The 18684-nt window shown below is 62.7% G+C and carries 19 protein-coding genes; 14 read left to right on the top strand and 5 right to left on the bottom strand.

Going from position 1 to position 18684, the window contains the following annotated elements; translation table 11 throughout:
• Positions 1–7 precede the first annotated feature (7 nt).
• From ACMHLQ_RS19270 to ACMHLQ_RS19250, 5 genes are all read left to right on the top strand, one after another.
• Positions 8–181 carry a hypothetical protein gene (locus ACMHLQ_RS19270; RefSeq protein WP_415402302.1) on the top strand — a complete coding sequence of 58 codons (174 nt, stop codon included), beginning with the start codon at positions 8–10 and terminating at the stop codon, positions 179–181.
• 155 nt (positions 182–336) lie between these two features.
• Positions 337–1488 carry an aminomethyltransferase family protein gene (locus ACMHLQ_RS19265; RefSeq protein ID WP_415402301.1) on the top strand — a complete coding sequence of 384 codons (1152 nt, stop codon included), beginning with the start codon at positions 337–339 and terminating at the stop codon, positions 1486–1488.
• A 57-nt stretch (positions 1489–1545) separates the two neighbouring features.
• Positions 1546–2142: a dimethylamine monooxygenase subunit DmmA gene (dmmA, locus tag ACMHLQ_RS19260; protein WP_415402300.1), complete on the top strand. Its 597-nt coding sequence runs from the start codon at positions 1546–1548 to the stop codon at positions 2140–2142.
• Positions 2139–3122 carry a PDR/VanB family oxidoreductase gene (locus ACMHLQ_RS19255; RefSeq protein WP_415402299.1) on the top strand — a complete coding sequence of 328 codons (984 nt, stop codon included), beginning with the start codon at positions 2139–2141 and terminating at the stop codon, positions 3120–3122. Before dmmA ends, ACMHLQ_RS19255 begins: the two co-directional genes overlap by 4 nt.
• Entirely contained in the window at positions 3119–4186 is a 1068-nt protein-coding gene (locus tag ACMHLQ_RS19250) for a heme-dependent oxidative N-demethylase family protein (RefSeq protein WP_415402298.1), read from the top strand. Before ACMHLQ_RS19255 ends, ACMHLQ_RS19250 begins: the two co-directional genes overlap by 4 nt.
• 3 nt (positions 4187–4189) lie before the next feature.
• On the opposite strand, the gene ACMHLQ_RS19245 is transcribed toward ACMHLQ_RS19250, so the two are convergent.
• A complete protein-coding gene (locus ACMHLQ_RS19245) occupies positions 4190–4819 on the bottom strand; it encodes a helix-turn-helix domain-containing protein (RefSeq protein WP_415402297.1) in 630 nt (209 codons plus the stop codon).
• A gap of 144 nt (positions 4820–4963) precedes the next feature.
• Here ACMHLQ_RS19245 and ACMHLQ_RS19240 point away from each other — a divergent pair, with 144 nt between their 5' ends.
• Entirely contained in the window at positions 4964–5944 is a 981-nt protein-coding gene (locus tag ACMHLQ_RS19240; RefSeq protein WP_415402296.1) for a GlxA family transcriptional regulator, read from the top strand.
• On the opposite strand, the gene ACMHLQ_RS19235 is transcribed toward ACMHLQ_RS19240, so the two are convergent.
• Genes ACMHLQ_RS19235 through ACMHLQ_RS19220 form a run of 4 tightly spaced genes read right to left on the bottom strand, consistent with a single transcriptional unit; the run spans position 5941 to position 11021 of the window.
• A complete protein-coding gene (locus ACMHLQ_RS19235) occupies positions 5941–6507 on the bottom strand; it encodes a sarcosine oxidase subunit gamma (RefSeq protein ID WP_415402295.1) in 567 nt (188 codons plus the stop codon). The two genes, ACMHLQ_RS19240 and ACMHLQ_RS19235, sit on opposite strands and share 4 nt — an antisense overlap.
• Positions 6500–9445, bottom strand: coding sequence for a sarcosine oxidase subunit alpha family protein (locus ACMHLQ_RS19230; RefSeq protein ID WP_415402294.1), 2946 nt, complete (start codon positions 9443–9445; stop codon positions 6500–6502). The genes ACMHLQ_RS19235 and ACMHLQ_RS19230 overlap by 8 nt, the downstream gene beginning before the upstream one ends.
• Entirely contained in the window at positions 9408–9710 is a 303-nt protein-coding gene (locus ACMHLQ_RS19225; RefSeq protein ID WP_415402293.1) for a sarcosine oxidase subunit delta, read from the bottom strand. Before ACMHLQ_RS19225 ends, ACMHLQ_RS19230 begins: the two co-directional genes overlap by 38 nt.
• A 60-nt stretch (positions 9711–9770) precedes the next feature.
• A complete protein-coding gene (locus ACMHLQ_RS19220; RefSeq protein ID WP_415402292.1) occupies positions 9771–11021 on the bottom strand; it encodes a sarcosine oxidase subunit beta family protein in 1251 nt (416 codons plus the stop codon).
• 285 nt (positions 11022–11306) lie between these two features.
• Between ACMHLQ_RS19220 and ACMHLQ_RS19215 the strand changes: the two genes are divergently transcribed.
• The 8 genes from ACMHLQ_RS19215 to dtd all read left to right on the top strand — a co-directional run bounded on the left by ACMHLQ_RS19215 (position 11307) and on the right by dtd (position 18673).
• On the top strand, positions 11307–12248 hold the full coding sequence (locus ACMHLQ_RS19215) for an ABC transporter substrate-binding protein (protein ID WP_415402291.1): 942 nt from the start codon (positions 11307–11309) through the stop codon (positions 12246–12248).
• A gap of 99 nt (positions 12249–12347) precedes the next feature.
• Positions 12348–13364 (top strand): quaternary amine ABC transporter ATP-binding protein, encoded by a 1017-nt coding sequence (locus ACMHLQ_RS19210; RefSeq protein ID WP_415402290.1) that lies wholly within the window; start codon positions 12348–12350, stop codon positions 13362–13364.
• A complete protein-coding gene (locus ACMHLQ_RS19205) occupies positions 13364–15352 on the top strand; it encodes an ABC transporter permease (protein WP_415402289.1) in 1989 nt (662 codons plus the stop codon). The genes ACMHLQ_RS19210 and ACMHLQ_RS19205 overlap by 1 nt, the downstream gene beginning before the upstream one ends.
• A 132-nt stretch (positions 15353–15484) precedes the next feature.
• Positions 15485–16012, top strand: coding sequence for a cytochrome b/b6 domain-containing protein (locus ACMHLQ_RS19200; RefSeq protein ID WP_415402288.1), 528 nt, complete (start codon positions 15485–15487; stop codon positions 16010–16012).
• 9 nt (positions 16013–16021) lie between these two features.
• Complete coding sequence (locus tag ACMHLQ_RS19195; protein ID WP_415402287.1) at positions 16022–16441, top strand: hypothetical protein; 420 nt, start codon at positions 16022–16024, stop codon at positions 16439–16441.
• Complete coding sequence (locus ACMHLQ_RS19190) at positions 16438–17559, top strand: primosomal protein N' (replication factor Y) - superfamily II helicase (protein WP_415402286.1); 1122 nt, start codon at positions 16438–16440, stop codon at positions 17557–17559. The genes ACMHLQ_RS19195 and ACMHLQ_RS19190 overlap by 4 nt, the downstream gene beginning before the upstream one ends.
• A complete protein-coding gene (locus ACMHLQ_RS19185) occupies positions 17556–18230 on the top strand; it encodes a nitroreductase (protein WP_415402285.1) in 675 nt (224 codons plus the stop codon). The genes ACMHLQ_RS19190 and ACMHLQ_RS19185 overlap by 4 nt, the downstream gene beginning before the upstream one ends.
• Positions 18227–18673 (top strand): D-aminoacyl-tRNA deacylase, encoded by a 447-nt coding sequence (dtd, locus tag ACMHLQ_RS19180; RefSeq protein WP_415402284.1) that lies wholly within the window; start codon positions 18227–18229, stop codon positions 18671–18673. The genes ACMHLQ_RS19185 and dtd overlap by 4 nt, the downstream gene beginning before the upstream one ends.
• Positions 18674–18684: the final 11 nt, after the last annotated feature.

The following is an 18684-nucleotide window of genomic DNA, read 5'->3' as shown; positions in this document are numbered from 1 at the left end:
CGAAATCATGGGTTTTCCATATGACGAAGCAAGCTGGTCGGTTGTCGACGGGGCAATGTTCATGGGCTGGGGGTCTGCCATGCCGGGCCTCTACACCCTGATCGCGATGGTGATCTGCGTGGCAGTGCTGCTGTTCGGACAAAAGACCGAAAGCGCCAAGACCAAGCAATACGAAAAGTAAGTCGCAAGACGTGCGGAAGGGGGCGGCCAGCGGTCGCCCCTTTTGCATGCGAAACTTGCCCAACAGGAAAAAAAGTTGCACCGCATTCTTGCTTTTTAACATGGGCTGAGGCTCAATACCCATCAACAAGACTCATAACGAACAGGGAACACCACATGGCCATTCTATGGAGAACATCCGCCCTTGCGGGACGCCACGCCGAGATCGGCGGTGAGCTGGAAGACTGGAATGGCATGGGAACCGCGTGGTTCTACGACAACACGCCCGAGCGCGCCAAAGCCGATTACGAGGCGATCCGCACCAAGGCGGGCCTGATGGATGTGTCGGGCCTGAAAAAGGTGCATGTGGTAGGTGAAGACGCCGCTTACGTCATCGACCGCGTGACCACGCGCAACGTGGAAAAGATCGCACCCGGCCGCGCCGTTTACGCCTGTATGCTGGATGATCGCGGGCTGTTCGTGGACGACTGCGTGATCTACCATATCGCCGTCAATTCCTGGCTGGTGGTGCACGGCACCGGCATCGGGATGGAGCAGTTGACCACCGTGGCTGCGGCCAAGAACTGTTCCGTCATCATGGATGATGATCTGCACGACATGTCGCTGCAAGGCCCCAAGGCCGTCGACATCCTGGCCAAGGACATCCCAGCCATTCGCGATCTGGCCTATTTCGGCATCATACAGACGCGCCTTTATGGTCGCGACGTGATGATCTCGCGCACCGGCTACACCGGCGAGCGGGGATACGAGATTTTCTGCCGCGCCAAGGATGCGGTGCATATCTGGGACAACGTGCTGGCAGCCGGTGGCGACGACGTGCGCCCGACGCAGTTCAGCACCCTCGATATGCTGCGGATTGAGTCGTATCTGCTGTTTTATCCCGGCGACAACTCCGAAACCTTCCCCTTCGCGGATGGCTCGCCTGCGGGTGACAGCCTGTGGGAACTGGGCCTCGATTTCACCGTGTCCCCCGGCAAGGAAGGGTTCATCGGCTCGGAAAACCACTATGCCATGAAGGGCAAGGAGCGGTTCAAGATTTACGGCGTGAAGCTGGAAGGCGACGCCATGGACCAGATGGAGATGTTTGCCCGCGTGCACCACGATGGCAAGGATGTGGGTGTGATCACCTATGGCCTGTCGTCGGACCTGAACGGCTATTCCGTCGCCATCGCGCGGCTTGATCCATCAGTCGCGAGCCCCGGTACGAAACTGACCGTGGTGCAGCCTGATGGCACCGAACTGGCCGCGACGGCGGAAGAGATGCCGTTCTATGACAAGGACAAGTCGATCCGCACTGCAAAGGGCTGATTTTTCAAAGGGCGCTGGGATAGAAACCGGCGCCCTTTTCACGTGACGAGGACAGGTATGTCGAAATTCGAATTTCCCCCGTCGATCAAGAGCAGGCCAGTCTATGGCACGCTTGAGGCGCGTCCGGGCAAGGCGCATCTGATGATTGCGGATGCCGAAGGGGCCGAGGCGATCCTCGGGATCGCGACGCCCGATCTGATGGCGCAGACACACATCATCTACATCCCGCGTGGTGCCGGTTTTACCGACCAGTTGCGCGCCCTGAACCCCGCGCAGTTCTATGAGGGGCCGAGCTATGCCGCCTCCGTGCAGCGCATCCGCCGGGTGTTGCAGGACGCGCATATGGGCTTGCAGGTCTACCTGACCGGGACCGAGGGGTTGATGGGCCAAGCCCAGAACGAGGCGATGATGGCGGGCATTCCGCACACCGCCATCCAGACCGAACATCGCGGATCGGTCGCGCGCCGGATGCAATGCGTGCATTGCAAGGGCATCACCGAGGACGTGGAAACCGACCCGTTCGTGTGCAGCCATTGCGGGCTGAACCTGTTTGTGCGCGATCACTATTCGCGCCGTCTGGCCGCCTATCAGGGCGTGTGCATAGACGCCGAGGATCCGGGCAACGTGCCCGCACCCAAGGGGATTTACGAATGAGTGCCGCCCCGCAAAAAGCCAAGCCCGGCGCCGAGAAGATCGACGTGGTCGTGTCGGCGGTTGTCCCTTTGAACGACCTTGTCACCCGGTTCGAATTCCAGCGCCGTGACGGGGTGCAGTTCCCGCCGTTTTCCGGCGGCGCGCATACGGTTGTGACCATGCAGGACGGGGATCGTGCCCGCCTGAACCCCTATTCGCTGATGTCGGACCCGGCTGACCTGTCCACCTATGCCATTTCGGTGCGCCGTGATGACGAAGGGCGTGGCGGGTCGCTGTTCATGCACCGCAATGTGTCCGTTGGGGACGAGATGACGATCACCTATCCGGTGAACCTGTTCTCGCTCGATCTGCGGGCACGCAAACATCTGTTCTTTGCCGGGGGCATCGGCATCACGCCCTTCATGTCCATGATTGCACAGCTTGAACGCATGGGCGGCGCGTGGGAATTGCACTATGGCTGCCGGACCGAAGCGCTTGGGACCTATGTGGATCAGTTGACCTACAAGCACCCCAACAAGGTGCATGTCTATTACGACGATCAGAACCAGGCGATTGATTTGGAACACCTGCTGGACGGCCAACCGCTGGGCACGCACGCTTATGTCTGTGGTCCCAAGGGCATGATCAACTGGGTCCATGCCACGGCCTCGGCCGCCGGGTGGCCAGACGCCCATGTCCATTCCGAGGAATTCCTGGCCCCCGCCCCCGGCGTGCCCTTCGAGGTGCGCCTGTGCAAATCCGACAAGACGATCACCGTGGGCGAACACGAAAGCCTGCTGGAAGCCATCGAACGCGCCGGGGTCGAGGCCCCGTTCCTGTGCCGGGGCGGGTCGTGCGGGCAATGCGAGACGGACGTGGCGCGCGCGGACGGAGAATTCATCCACCGCGATCACTGGCTGGAAGACGATCAGCACGCGGCAGGCAAGAAAATCATGCCCTGCGTCAGCCGCTTTATCGGGACATTGGAGCTTGAGCGATGACCATTCAATTCAACGACGAGACCTTTCGCGACGACTATTCGTTCCACAACTCCGACTGGGCGATCAAACGGTTCCCGTTTCCGTTCCACGAAGACAGCTACATGTACGCCGTCAACATGGAACAGCACCGGGGCGGGCCCGAGGGGTCGGTCTATGAAAAGCGGTTCGATGTGGACGAACACTATGTCAGCGAAATGCGGGACCGCGCGATGGTGCTGGCGGACGATCCGCTGCGCTGCCAGTCCCTGCCGCACATGACGCTGGCGGGGTGGGACCTGCTGGAACTGATCATGGTCTCCAAATCCGAGGACTACCCGGATCTGTTCGAATTGCACCGCGACGGCAACACATGGCGCTGGATCAACAAGCCGCTGGGGATCGACGACACCTTCACCTTTCTCGACGACACCACCCTGCCCTATGGCCCGATGGAATACATCACGCGCCAGACCCAGGGCGATTTCTGCGTTTTGGATCAACGGGATAACAACCTGTGGATGGACGCTGGCATGGTGACGACCCAAGCCGACTGGAGCCTTGATTTCGACATCGGCATGAACTTTTTCGAATGGCACGCGCCGGTGCCGCTGGCCCATGAAAAGGGCATCTTTGTTCGCGCTCTGAAATTCCTGCTGAACATCCAGCAAGGGGCGCCCGCGCGGCGGCTCAACTGGACAATGACAGTCAATCCGCTGCTCGACACCTCCCCCGAGAACTACCACAAATGGGGCATCCAGAAGACCACGCTGACACCCGAGAACATCGGCGCGAAACAGCATCTGCGGGTCGAATTGCAGACATTCTTCCGCCTGCCCCGCTCGAATGGGCTGGTGTTCCCGATCCGCTGCTACCTGTGCAGTTTCCAGGACCTGATGACGATGCCGAAATGGGGCCGCCGCCTGCACCGCGTTGTGCGCGATCTGCCGGTGGAACTGGCCACCTACAAGGGGTTCATCGACAACCGGCCCATGATGCTCGACTACCTGTCGCAATTCGACGATGGGCTGCCCACCTCTCCTGGCGTTTTCCCGGATGCAGAGACCGAGCCGCCCCTGGCCAAATAGCCCTCAGGTGTTTTGCGGATAGCTGATGATCGACAGATAGCGGGCCGGCAGCGACACCAGCTTTTCCGGCCCGTGTGGCGCGTCGGCATCGAAAAACAGCGTGTCGCCGGGTTTGAGCGGGAACACGTCATCCCCGTGCCGATAGTCCACTTCTCCCTCAAGCATGTAGATCGTCTCGATACCGCCATGCTGGAAGGTCGGGAACACATCGGATTTGGCAGTCAGGGTGATCAGATATGGCTCGACAATGACGCCCGAGGCGTTTGAACCGATATGGCCCAGAAGGTTGTATTGATGATGCGCGCGCGTGCCCTCGCGGTCGATCGACACACCCTCGCCCGACTTGGTGTGCACGGCCTGGCGGCTTTCCTCGAACCGGCGAAAGAAGCTGGTCAATGGCACGGACAGCGCATTGGCCAGAAGCTGCAATGTGGTCAGGGACGGGGACGTATTGCCATTCTCGATCTTGGACAGCATCCCGATGGACAGCCCCGTGATCTGGGCCAGTTCGGCCACCGTGATTTCCTGCTGGCGGCGAAAGGCGCGCACTTCCCGGCCAATGGCCACTTCCAGCACTTTCTCGCGCTCGCCATCGCGTGTTCTATGCGGATCCTGGGTAAGTTTGCTGGCCACGTCGGCATCTATCTTTTCTATGTTCACAATGTCCGCTTTCTATGCAGCCCCGGGTCCGGAGACAATTCGCTTCTTGGGCTTCATTGTTCCACCATAGGATAAATTATTCCCTTGATAACACAAAAGTTGAACACGAGTGAAATCATGCACGTTGGCTTTCTGATCTTTCCGGGCTTTCCCATGGCCTGCCTGACATCGGTGATCGAACCGCTGCGCGCCGCCAACGAGATCGCGGAGGCGCAGGTGTTCGACTGGCATCTGGTGTCCGAAACCGGCGCGCGCACCCTGTCGAGCGCCCGCGTCGCCTTCGAGCCGGACATGGCCCTGGCCGATGTGGTGGACTGTGACGTCCTGTTCCTGTTGGGCGCGCCCGCCAGCACCTTTCAAGACCCGAAACTGGGCAATGGCGCGTTGCGCCGCCTGGATCGTCATGGCGCCATCCTAGGCGCGATCAGTGGCGGTGTGTTCCCCCTCGCCCGGTCCGGCGTGGTCGCCGGGCACAAATGTTCGGTCCATTGGTGTTACGAGGCCGCGTTTCGCAGCGCCTTTCCCGAGATCGAGATGACGGATGACGTCATCACCATGGACCGCCGCAGGTATACGGTGTCGGGGGCGGCCTCGGCCTTTGACCTCGCCCTGCGCCTGATCGAGGATCGGCTGGGTGCTGACATCGCCCATGAGGTCGCCTGCTGGTTCCAGCATGCCACCGTGCGCGGCGAAGGGGTGCAGCAGCGCGTGCCCATGCGCCCCAGCGCTGCGCCTGATCTGCCGGACCTCGTGGCGCGCGCCGCCGCGCTGTTTGCCGCGCATATCGAAGACCCGATTTCAGTGGCCGATGTGGCCACATCGCTGCACGTCACACCGCGCCAGATCGAACGCGCCTTCAAGAAGGCGACGGGGCAAAGCCCCACGCATTACTACCGCGACATGCGGATGAAGGCCGCGCGGCAATTGGTGCTCTATTCCAAGGACACGGTGCTGAGCATTGCGCAGGCGGTCGGCTACACCTCTGCCACGCCGTTGATGACCCATTATCGCGCCGCCTTTGGCGTCAGCCCGCAAGAGGACCGCCGCCGCATCAATTCGTTCCGCGTGCAGGGCAACGTGCCCCTGCCCCCGGCCTAAAGCGCGGCGGCCATGGCCGTAGTGATCGCGTGATGCAGGGAACCGGCAGAGGCGCGGGGGCCAAGGATGCGGACCGTCTGACCGGCCTGCGTGCAGATCACGAAACAGCCAAGGTGATGGATGGAGGTCCGCGTGGCATCCCCGGTGTCGAACGCCGTCAGGTTGATGTTGCACAGCAATTCCAGCACCGCATCTGTGCGTGGCCCGGTCAGGTCGAAACACGCCCATGCGTCCGTCTGTTCGGTGACGGACGCGGTATCGCCCAGATGCGATTTGACCTCGGCCGCGATCTCCTCGTGCGTGGAGACGTCGGCCAGCAGCATCCACTGCTCCGGCCCCATCCAGACAGCGGCGAGTGGATGGGTCTGCGCGGCTTTGCCCGGCCCCGGCGCATCTGCGCCCAGAAGCGTTTTCAGTTTGGCGTTGCACGCGCCCTCTTGCCCGCTGCGCGCCGCGACAGAGGCGAGCGCGACATCAGGCACTTCGGTCAGGGACACATCCCCAACCGTGTCGATGCGCGGGCTGGTGCCACCAAGGGCGGTGATGGGGGTCAGGTCATGCACGCACACGTTCTCCTTCGGGGTCGACGAAATGGGCAGAAACAACCTCGACCGCGACGGTCAGATCGGTCACGGGCGAGACGAGGCGCAGGGTTTCGCCCATCCGGTTGCCCCCGTCCTTGAGGAACCCCAGCCCGATCATGCTGCCCAGTGTGAGCGAGTAGGCGGCGGAGGTGACATAGCCCTGGTCGTGCTTGGCATCGACCGGCCCCGTGGCATCCATCAGGTGCCCGCCTGCGGTGATCTTGTCCTCTGCGTTTACGGGTCGCAGGCCGACTTGCATCAGCGCATCCGCCGCGTTCAGGCCGGGCCGTTCGGACAGTTTGGCGCCGATGCTGTCCTTGGCCTTGGACACCATGCGGCCCATCCCGAGGTTCAGCGCGGTTGTGGTGCCGTTCAGCTCATTGCCCGCCGCGTGCCCCTTTTCGATGCGCATGACCCCCAGCGCCTCGGTGCCGTATGGCGTGACGTCGAATTCTTCGCCCTCGGCCATCAACCTGCGCATCAGTGCGTCGCCGTAGCGGGATGGCACGGCGATCTCGAACGCCAACTCACCCGAGAACGAGATGCGGAAGAGACGCGCGCGCAGGCCGCCGCACACGGTGATGTTGGCGCAGGCCATGAAGGGGAACCCTTCGTTCGAGATGTCGTGATCAGCGTCCACGATCTTTTGCAGCAGGCGGCGCGAATTGGGCCCCGCGACGGCGTATTGCGCCCAGGCCTCGGTGGTCGAGATCAGTTGCACATCCGCGTCAGGCATCAGGCATTGACGCACGAATTCCATGTGCTGATAGACGCGTGCCGCATTGGCCGTGGTTGTGGTGACGACAAACTGATCCTCGGCCAGTCGCGCGGCGGTGCCGTCATCCATGGCGATCCCGTCCTCGCGCAGCATCAGGCCATAGCGGGTCTTGCCCACGGCCAGTTTGGCGAAACCGTTGCAGTAGATCTTGTTCAGGAAGATGGCCGCATCGCTGCCCTGCACGTCGATCTTGCCCAGCGTGGTGCAGTCGCACACACCGACGGACGCGCGGGTGGCGGTGACCTCGCGGTCAACCGATTGCCGCCAGTGGGTTTCACCGGGCAGCGGGAACCACTGCGCGCGCAGCCAGTTGCCGACCTCGACAAAGACCGCGCCGCGTTCCTTGGCCCAGAAGTGCGATGGCGTCAGGCGGGTCGGGTGAAACTCCTTGCCCCGCATCCGGCCTGCCAACGCACCGATGGCGGTGGGGGTATAGGGCGGGCGGAAGATGGTGGTGCCGACCTCCGGGATCGACTTGCCCGCAAGTTCGGCCATGATGGCGAGGCCACCCATGTTGGACGTCTTGCCCTGATCGGTGGCCATGCCCAGCGTGGTGTACCGCTTGAGGTGCTCGACCGAGCGGAAGCCTTCCTGATGGCTCAGTTTCACGTCCTTGACCGTGACGTCGTTCTGCTGGTCGAGCCAGGCGCGCGAACAGCCCTGCACACACCAGAACGGGGTCTGGGTGACGGGGGCGTCTTCGGCCTCGGGGACAGCCGGTGCGCGGCCCTTAAGGCCCAGCGCCTTGCGCGCCGCGTCCCTGCCCGATGCCAGCGCGCCGTGGGTCGAGAACGCGCCGTTTGCGGCCCCCGCCACTGTCATGCCGGGGGGCAGCGCGCCTCCGGGGACAAAGGCGGCGAGGGTGTCGTCCCATGTGGGCCGACCCCGCTGGTGGCAGGTCAGATGTACGTTGGGATTCCAGCCACCCGACACGCCCAATGCACCACATTCGATGGTGCGGTTGCTGCCGTCCGCAAGGGTCACCTCGACAAAGGTGAGACCCAAACGCCCCTTGGTGTCGGCCACCTGCGCGCCTTGCAAAACCTCATAGTCGTGGCTGCGCTGCGCGTCCGGGCGGGTGTCGATGACGGCGGCGATCTTGACCCCCTTGGCGTGCAGGTCCTGCGCCGTGCGGTGGCCATCGTCATTGTTGGTAAAGATCGCGACACGCTGCGCAGGCGTGGCCGCCCAGCGGTTGGCATAGGCGCGCAAGGACGCCGCCAGCATGATGCCGGGGCGGTCGTTGTTCTCGAACGCGATGGGACGTTCTGTGGCACCCGCGCAGAGCAGGGTTTGCGGGGCGTAGATGCGCCAGAGGATCTGGCGGGGCTTGCCCTCGGGCGGTGTGGCGAGGTGGTCGCTGATCCGCTCGACCGCGCCATAAATGCCGTGATCGAAGGCGCCGATGACCGTGGTGCGGGGCATCAGGCGGACATTGGGCAGCGCGCTCAGTTCGGCGACTGTCTGCGCGGCCCAATCGGGCCCGGCCATATCGGCGATGGTGAAGGTTTCGCCGTTCAGCCGTCCACCCATGCGGAAATCCTCGTCCGCGAGGATCACGTGCTTGCCCGCACGACCCGCAGTCAGCGCAGCACTCAGGCCCGCAGGCCCCGCGCCGATGATCAGCAGATCGCAGTGGCGGAACCCCTTGTCATAGTCATCGGGGTCGGCCTGCATCGAGAGAGAGCCGAGACCGGCGGCCTTGCGGATGATCGGCTCATACAGCTTTTCCCAGAACGCGGCGGGCCACATGAAGGTCTTGTAGTAAAACCCTGCGGTCAGAAAGTTCGAGAAGCGGTCATTGATCGCCATCGCGTCGAAGGCGAGGCTGGGCCAGCGGTTTTGCGATTTTGCCGCGAGCCCCTCAAACAGTTCTGCCGTGGTGGCGCGCGTGTTGGGCTCCTGCCGCGCGCCGTTGCGCAACTCCACGATGGCGTTGGGTTCCTCTGACCCGGCGGTCAGAGGGCCGCGCGGGCGGTGGTACTTGAACGAACGTCCCATCAGGCGGACGTTGTTGGCCAGCAGCGCCGAGGCGAGCGTGTCGCCCGGATGGCCTGCATATGACTTGCCGTCAAAGGTAAAGCTGAGCGTCGTGTTGCGATCAATCTGACCGCCGTCGAGCCGGTTTGCCTGGGTCATTTGGATCCTCCCCGCGCGCGAGTTCCACCGACGAAATTTCGTGCGTGGTGGTGTCGCGCGTGACGATCAGGATCGACCGGTCCCCGCCCTCGTGAAACCACAGCTCGCGATGCGGCCCTGCGGGGTTGTCGCGCAGATAGGCATAGTCGTGCCAGTCGTCTGCAGTCGCGGTGTCGGGATCGGGGCGGTTCATCAGTTCTGCCGCGCCCAGATAGACGAATTCGGCGCTGTCGCGGGGGCCAAGCAGGGGGTGGTTGATGATCATGTGCGGCCCCTTTTTGCGCGCGGTGCGCCGTGCATATTTTTGGAACAATGAAGCATGGGATCAGTGCAGATTGGGCTGGTTGCCCATCCCCTTCTCGTCGATCATGTGGCCGGTGCGGAAGCGGTCGAAGCGATAGGCGGTGGCCGTTTCGTGCGGTTCATCCCGCGCCAGCAGGTGGGCAAAGGCGTAGCCGGAGGCAGGCGTCGCTTTGAACCCGCCGTAGCACCAGCCGCCGTTGAAATAGAGCCCGTCGATATGGGTGCGGTCGATGATGGGCGAGCCGTCCATGCTCATGTCCATGATGCCGCCCCACATGCGCAAAAGCCGCGCGCGTCCGATCATCGGCATGATGGCCATGCCGCCCTCGCACACGTCCTCGACCACCGGCAGGTTGCCGCGTTGGGCGTAGGAATTGTAGCCGTCGATGTCGCCGCCAAAGACCAGCCCGCCCTTGTCCGATTGCGAGACATAGAAATGGCCGGCGCCGAAGGTGATGACGCCGGGCAGGACAGGTTTCAGACCTTCGGACACAAAGGCCTGAAGTACGTGGCTTTCGATCGGAAGGCGCATGTCCGCCTTGGCCATCAGGCGGCTGGAATTGCCCGCGACCGCGCAACCGACCCGGCCCGCGCCGATGAAGCCACGGGACGTTTCGACCCCGAGGCATGTGCCGTTTTCAATGCGAAACCCGGTGACTTCGCAGTTCTGGATGATGTCGACGCCCCGGCTGTCTGCGGCACGGGCATAGCCCCAGGCCACCGCATCATGGCGCACGGTGCCGCCGCGCCGCTGTGCCAGCCCGCCCTTGATGGGGAACCGCGCGTCGTCGAAATTGAGGAACGGGTATTCCTTTTTGATCTGTGCAAGATCGAGGTATTCCGCGTCCGCCCCGTTCAGGATCATCGCATTGCCGCGCCGGATAAAGGCGTCGCGCTGCGCATCCGAGTGGATCAGGTTCATGATCCCGCGCTGGGACACCATGGCGTTGTAGTTCAGGTCCTGCTCCAGCCCCTCCCAGAGTTTCAGCGAGAATTCATAGAAAGGTTCGTTGCCATCGAGCAGGTAGTTCGAGCGGATGATCGTGGTGTTGCGCCCGACATTGCCGCCGCCGATCCACCCCTTTTCGATGACCGCCACGCGGTGCTGGTCATAGACCGAGGCGAGGTAGTGCGCCGTGGCCAGCCCATGCCCGCCACCGCCGATGATGACGATGTCGTAATGCGGCTTGGGATCAGGATCACGCCATGCGGGCGCCCAGCCTTTGTGGCCGGTCAGCGCCTCTTTTATCACCTTGAACCCGGAATATCGCATGGAATCGGACCTCCTGCTCGTGCTTAGCCCGTTTTCGTTCGGAAATTTACATCAAGACCCGACGCGCAACCTTTCAAATCGGACATCCGGCACCGAAATCACGGAATGTTTGACACCCCGAACCGAACTCTTAAAGAAAAAAACTTGATTGACAGGAAAATAATGCAAGACTGATGACCACCAGGAAATGGCGCAAATCCGAGATTCGATTTTTGGGAATTTGCACAAAAGCCATGCGTGATGATCAAGCGGCGAAACAGCCGCGAACCTCTAGGGAGACTACCAATGAACAAGTTTACAACTGCGTTGACGGCAGGCGTGTTGGCCTTTGCGCCAATGACGCTTTTGGCCGAAGACAGCAGCGATCCGATCGTGATCCCCATCCACAACTGGTCGTCGCAGATCGTGATGAGCCACGTGGTCGGCCAGATCTTTGAGTCGATGGGCAACAATGTCGAATTCGTCACCACCGACAGCCAGGCCGTCTATGAATCGGTCCGCCTGGGTGACGTGACGCTGGAACTGGAAGTGTGGGAAGGCGCGTTTGGCGCATCCTTCCGCGCAGCACTGGAAAAGGGCGGTCTGCATGATGCGGGCGACCACGATGCCGTCACGCGCGAGGACTGGTGGTACCCGATGTGGACCAAGGACGCCTGCCCGGGCCTGCCCAGCTGGGAGGCGCTGAACGACTGTGCCGCCCTGTTCGCGACGGCTGAAACCGGGGACAAGGGCCGCTATCTGGACGGCCCGGTGGACTGGCTCAAGCATGGTCAGGAACGTGTCGAAGCGCTCGGCATGGATTTTGTCGTCGTGAACGCCGGTTCCGCCGCCGCCCTCTGGGCCGAGATCGGAGCCGCCGAGGCCAACAAGACACCGGTTGTCTTGTTTAACTGGACACCCAACTTTGCCGAAGCCGTCTGGCCCGGTGAGTTCGTCGAGTTCCCCGAATGGGTAGATGGCTGCGACAAGGACCCGGCCGTGGGCCCGAACAAGGACGCGCTTTATGACTGCGGCAACCCTGCCGACGGCTACCTCAAGAAAGCCGCCTGGGATGGCATGAAGGACAAATGGCCCGGTGCCTATGACGTGCTGACCAAAATCTCGTTCACCAACCCGCAGATCGCTGAAATGGCCCGGCTGGTTGATGTCGAAGAGATGGAGCCCGAAGAGGCCGCCGCCGAATGGCTGGAAGCGAACCCGGACATCTGGCAGGGCTGGACCTCGTAAGGTCGTCCAAATCTGTTGAAGACTTTCGCCCGCCCGGGGTTACACTCCGGGCGGGCGTTTTAAACACCGAAGGCTCATTCGGTGAGGAGAGAGCACAGCATGACTGCCGACACCGTGATTTCCTGCAAGAACGCCTGGAAAATCTTTGGCTCTGATCCGCAGAAATACCTCAAATCAATGCCTGCCGGGCACAGTTTCGATGACATCCGGGCAGATGGGTACATCGCGGGGGTCAAGGACGTGTCCATCGACGTCACCCGTGGCGAGATGCTGGTGATCATGGGCTTGTCCGGCTCGGGCAAATCCACGCTTGTGCGCTGCTTTTCGCGCCTGCACGACATCACCGGCGGGTCGATCACCGTCGAGGGGCAGGACCTCATGTCCCTGTCCGAAAAAGAGCTGATCGAGCTGCGCCGCAACAAGATGGGCATGGTGTTCCAGTCCTTTGGCCTGCTGCCGCATCGCACCGTTCTGGAAAACGTGGCCTTCCCCCTCGAGATGCGCGGACAGGACAAGCACACGCGGCGCGAACGCGCGCTTGAGGTGGTCAAGCTGGTCGGCCTTGAGGGGCGCGAAGAGTATTTCCCGCGCGAACTCTCCGGTGGTCAGCAGCAGCGCGTGGGCATCGCCCGCAGCCTCGCCATCGAACCCGATATCTGGTTCCTGGACGAGCCGTTCTCAGCCCTCGACCCGCTGATCCGCCGCGAGATGCAGGACGAATTCCTGCGCCTTCAGGGGATGCTTGGCAAAACCATCGTCTTTATCACCCACGACTTTGACGAGGCCCTGCGCCTGGCCGACCGGATCGCGATCATGAAAGACGGCGCTGTCGAACAATGCGACACGCCCGATCAGATCGTGCTGAACCCGGCCACCGAATATGTGCGCAAGTTCACCGAAGAGATCGACAAGGCCCGCGTCGTCCATGCCGGTGTGCTGGCCCGTGCAGGCACCGCCGGGGAAGGTGATCCGGTCGATGCCAAAGCCTCCGTACAGGACCTCGCCCGCATGCTGGTGCATGACACGCGTGCCGTCATCCCGGTTGCGACAGATGGCAAGGTGATCGGCGGCATGGACCGCGCCGCCGCGCTGGAAATCCTGCTGGAGGCCAGTTGATGGCCGATGTTGCCAGCCCCCTGAAAACCGACACGCCCGGCATCGCGCAATGGTCGCGGGGCCGCTGGGCGTGGGTCATTCTGGCGCTCGCGCTGGTCTTGATGGCGTTGCGCTATGGCGGGTTGCTGCCCGACGCGCTGCACCGCATTCCCGAGGGGTTGATCCCGCCATTTGCTGCATGGCTCGACGTCATCTTCAACTTCGTCAAGGACGATCTGGGCCTGCTGACCCTGACCCGCACGCTGACCGAAGGGCTGGAATGGCTGCTCGATGTCACGGCCAACCTGATGTTCGGCAAACGGCGCTGGCCCTTCCTGGGGCCGATCCCGTGGACGGCGGTGGCGGGCGTTGCGGCGGTGATCGGCTATTACCTTGGCGGCTGGCGCATGGCCCTCTTGGGCGCGGGCACCTTCATCTGGACCGCGCTGATCGGCCAGTGGAAAATCGCGATGGAAACCATGTCGGTGCTGATGGTTGCTGCACCGCTGGCGTTCTTCATCGGTCTGGGGCTGGGTATCCTTGCGTGGAAATACGCGGCCGTGAACCGCGCGATCAAACCGATCCTGTCGGTGCTGCAAACGCTGCCGTTCTTTACCTACCTTCTGCCGGCCGTGATCTTCTTCAAGGTGGGGCCGACCGCCGGCGCCGTGGCCACCACGATCTACGCCATTCCGCCGATGATCCTGATGACGACGCTGGGTTTGCAAAAAGTACCGTCAGAAGTGGTCGAGGCGGGCAATATGAGCGGCTGCACCAAGTGGCAGTTGTTGCGCCATGTCTACCTGCCCTCGGCCCGGACCGAAATCCTTGTGGGGGTCAATCAGGTCATCATGCTCTGTCTGGCCATGGTGGTTCTGACCGCGTTCATCGGGATGCCGGGGCTGGGGGCGAAACTGCTGGCCATGATGGGCAGTTTCAAACTTGGCCGCTCGTTCGAGATCGGTGTCACCATCGTCTTGCTGGCCGTCACGCTGGACCGCATGTCCAAGGCCTGGGTGGTCAAGCAACCCGAACATTTCGAGCGTGGCACGGCGTGGTGGCGCAGGCATGTCATGCTACTGTCCGGCATCGGCGTGTTCGTGTTCTTCTGCATCGCCGCCCAGTTTATCGAGGTTTTCTCGGAAATCGGGCGCAAGCAGAATTTCAGCCAGGGCAAGGAGATCGACACCCTGATCAAGGGCTTCCTCGCGCTTGAACCGGTGCAGAACACCACCCAAGCCATCCGCTATGTGCTGAATGTCTGGATCCTGAACCCGTTCCGCGATTTCCTGCTGTCGATCCCGACGCCTGCCTTCATCCTGTTGGTGGTGGCGTTTGCGCTGGCCCTGGGCGGCAAGCGGCCTGCAATCTATGCCGCCATCTTCTTTGGGCTCGTGGCGCTGTCGGGGTGGTGGGACCGGTCGGTGATCACGCTCTACTCCGTCATCTCTGCCGTCACCCTGGCGCTGTTGATCGGTGTGCCGCTGGGCATCGCTGCGGCGCGGTCGGAAAAGTGGTCGCAGCGCGTGCTGCTGGCCTGCGACACGGCCCAGACCTTTCCCAGCTTTATCTACCTGATCCCGGCGATCATGCTGTTCGGCATCACCGCGACATCCGTGGTCATGTCGATCCTGATCTTTGCGATGGTGCCGCTGACCCGCTACACGATCGAAGGTTTGCGCACCGTACCCCCCGAGATGACCGAGGCGGCGGACATGGCCGGGGCCACGCGGATGCAAAAACTGGTCAAGGTGCAACTGCCGCTCGCCCTGCCCACGATGGCCGTGGGGTTCAACCAGGCGATCATGTTCGCCTTTTTCATGGTCATCATTGCGGCCTTCATCGGCACGCAGGACCTGGGGCAGGAATTGCAGCGCACCCTTGCGGGCACCGATCTGGGCAAGAATTTCGTGCTTGGGATTTGCGTGTCGCTGATGGCGCTGACCTTTGATCTGACGATCATGACCTGGGCGGCGGATCAGAAAAAGGCGCTTGGGTTGCCCGACTGATCCTGTTCGCGCGTCCGGCGCGTGCGGGCGCAGCAGCGCATTTTTTCAAGCCGGAACATCGCCATAGGCCGAAGGATTATGGCACGGCCACCCAACCCCTCATAGCTTCCCCACATCAACAAAGGGATGCATATGACACGCCGCACGACACTGAAATGGCTGCACTGGCTCAGCTTCGCACTTATCCTCTGGTTCTGGCTGGTCGAGCCGGAAGACGTGGCCCGCCTTGGCGGCGCGGCCCTGGCCACGCACGCAGGCATGGGCACGATACTGGCCCTGCTGTCGGGCGCATGGTTCGCCATGTACATGCGCAAGGGGCTGGCCAGCCGCGCGGGTCCGAAACTGCCCATATGGGCGCGCCATGCCCACGGCCTCAAGCACAAGGCGTTGACCTGGGGCCTGCCTGGCGTGGTGCTGTCGGGCGCGCTTGCAGGCTTTGCCGCGCCTTACGCGATCCATCTGTTTGGCGTCATCCCCTTCTTTCCCGGGATCGGCACCAAGGGGTTGCAGTCGTTTTTCGAAGGGCTGCACGAGATCGCCTTTGATGGGCTGCTGGTCGTGCTGGTCTTGCATGTGGCCTTCCACCTGTGGAGGCATTACATCATCAAAGACAACGCTTTGCGGATCATGGCCCCCAAACGTCTGCACCGCCACCTCTGAGAAAGCCACATGCGCCGCACCGCCACCATCACCCTTCACTGGCTCAGCTTTGTCTTGCTGGTGCTGCTGATGGCGGGCGGCCCCCTGCCCGCGCTTGCCATCGCCTTCGGGGTAAGCGGGCTCTTCATGTGCGCCCTCGCCCTCGTGGGCGAGCTGATGAACGGACCCGGCCCCAAGCTGGAAAGCGCCCTGCGCCGCGCGCATCCCTGGCTCAGCCGTGCGATGTATCTGGCCCTGGGCTGCACTGCGGGTCTGACCCTATGGGTGCAGTTTGGCGGGGCATGGACCGGACCACCTTTGCGCGATCTTTATTTCTACCTGTTGTCTGCATCAGCTTTGCACGGCATCTTCCATTTGTGGCGGCACACGGCTCTGGGTGACGGGGCCCTGCGTCGGATCACGCCCAAATCGATGCATGGAATGCTATGACAGACCTGCCAGACCTCAGCGGCACACGCACCGTGGCCGACCACCGCTTTCCCTGCGACAATTGCGGTGCCGATTTTCGTTTCGAACCGGGCACGGGCACGCTGTCCTGCGATCACTGCGGCAATACCAGCACCATCGAGGGCGCCGAAAGGCCGACACTCGCCCCGATCTCTGAACTGGACTACCGCAGCGCGCTCAATGCCGAGCTGCCCGCCGCCGAAATCGAGGAAACGCGCGTTTCCAAATGCCCCAATTGCGCGGCTGAGGTCGAATTCGACGCCGATCTGCACGCCACCGAATGCCCGTTCTGCGCCACGCCGGTCGTCACGGACACAGGCGCCCACCGCCATATCAAGCCGCGCGGCGTCCTGCCCTTTGCGCTCAGCGAACCGCAGGCGCGCGCCGAGATGACTAACTGGCTGGGGCGGCTCTGGTTCGCGCCCAACGGTCTGCAGGACTATGCCCGCAAAGGGCGCAGCATGCAGGGCATCTATGTGCCCTACTGGACGTTCGATGCGGACACCCGCAGCGCCTATACGGGCGAGCGGGGCACCGTCTATTACGAAACCCGCACCGTGATGCGTGATGGCAAACGCGAACAGGTGCAGGTGGCCAAGGTCCGCTGGCAGCGCGCGCGGGGCAAGGTCGCCCGCTTCTTTGACGATGTGCTCGTGCTGGCGTCCAAATCCCTGCCCAAACGGTTCACCGACGCGCTGGAACCCTGGGATCTCAGCGCGCTCGAGCCATATGCGCCCGAATTCCTCGCCGGGTTTCGTGCCGAAGGCTACAGCGTCGCGCTCGAAGAGGGCTTTGAAGAGGCGCGCGCCCACATGGACCGCATCATCACCCGCGATATCAAGTTCGACATCGGCGGGGATCGCCAGCGCATCCACTCGGTCGACACCAAGCTGGGGGCGATCACCTTCAAACATGTCCTGCTGCCCGTGTGGCTCGCTGCCTACAAGTACCGGGGCAAGACCTACCGCTTTGTCGTCAACGGCCGCACCGGTCGTGTGCAGGGCGAACGCCCCTGGTCCACGGCCAAGATCGCGATTGCAATCATCGTCGGCCTGATCATCGCCGCCGCCGTCGGCTTCGTGGTGGCGACACAGTCATGACGGCCTATGACAGTCTTCTGGCCACGCTTCAGGCCCGCTTTTCCTGCCGCGCCTTCCTGCCTGACCCGCTGCCCAAGGACACGATATCACAGATCGTGCAGGCCGCCCGCCACACACCAAGCTGGTGCAATGCGCAACCCTGGCAGCTGATCGTCACCACCGGCGCGGCAACGGATACGTTCCGCGACGCCCTTTATGCTGCGGCCAGCACCACGGCCCCCGCCCCCGACCTGCCCTGGCCCGAAGGATACCCCGGCATCTACGGAGAACGGCGGCGCGCCTGTGGCTTTCAGCTTTATGATGCCGTGGGCGTCGAGAAAGGGGATCGCACCGCCTCTGCCGCGCAAATGATGGAAAACTACCGGCTGTTCGGCGCACCCCATGTCGCCATTGTCACCGCACCCTCCGTCCTTGGCCCCTACGGGGCGATGGACACGGGCGGCTTTGTCACCGCCTTTTGCCTAGCCGCCCAGACCCTTGGCGTTGCCACGATCCCGCAGGCGGCGGTCGCCGCACAGGCCCCCTTCGTGCGCCAGCATTTCGACATTGCCGAGGATCGCATGATCCTCTGTGCCATCTCCTTCGGGCACGCCGACCCCAACCACCCCGCCAACAGTTTCCGCACAGAACGCGCCGACCCGGGTGACATCATCGAGTGGCGCGACGCATGAGGGCGCTGTTGCAACGGGTGAGCACGGCCACAGTCACGGTGGAGGGTGAGACGGTGGGCCAATGCGGCCCCGGCCTCTTGATCCTCGTCTGCGCCATGCCCGGCGATGATGCAGGCACCGCCCGCGCACTCGCCACCAAGATTTCCAAACTGCGCCTGTTCAAGGACGCGGCTGGCAAGATGAACCTGTCGATCTTGCAAACCGAAGGCAGCGCGCTGGTGGTCAGCCAGTTCACCCTGGCCGCAGACACATCACGCGGCAATCGCCCCGGCTTTTCCGGCGCCGCCAGCCCGGACATGGCCGAACAGCTTTACCTGCAATTCAGCGATGATCTGCGGGATTTGGGTATACCGACCGAAACGGGCCAATTCGGAGCAGACATGTCCGTCAGCCTGACCAATGACGGCCCCGTCACGATCTGGCTGGACACCGACGCGCCCTGACTGCCGGGGTC

This window comes from Tateyamaria algicola, assembly GCF_047715485.1.
Classification (GTDB): Bacteria; Pseudomonadota; Alphaproteobacteria; order Rhodobacterales; family Rhodobacteraceae; genus Tateyamaria.
The sequence above is the reverse complement of the archived record's forward strand: the minus strand, read 5'-3'. Positions and strand labels throughout refer to the sequence as shown.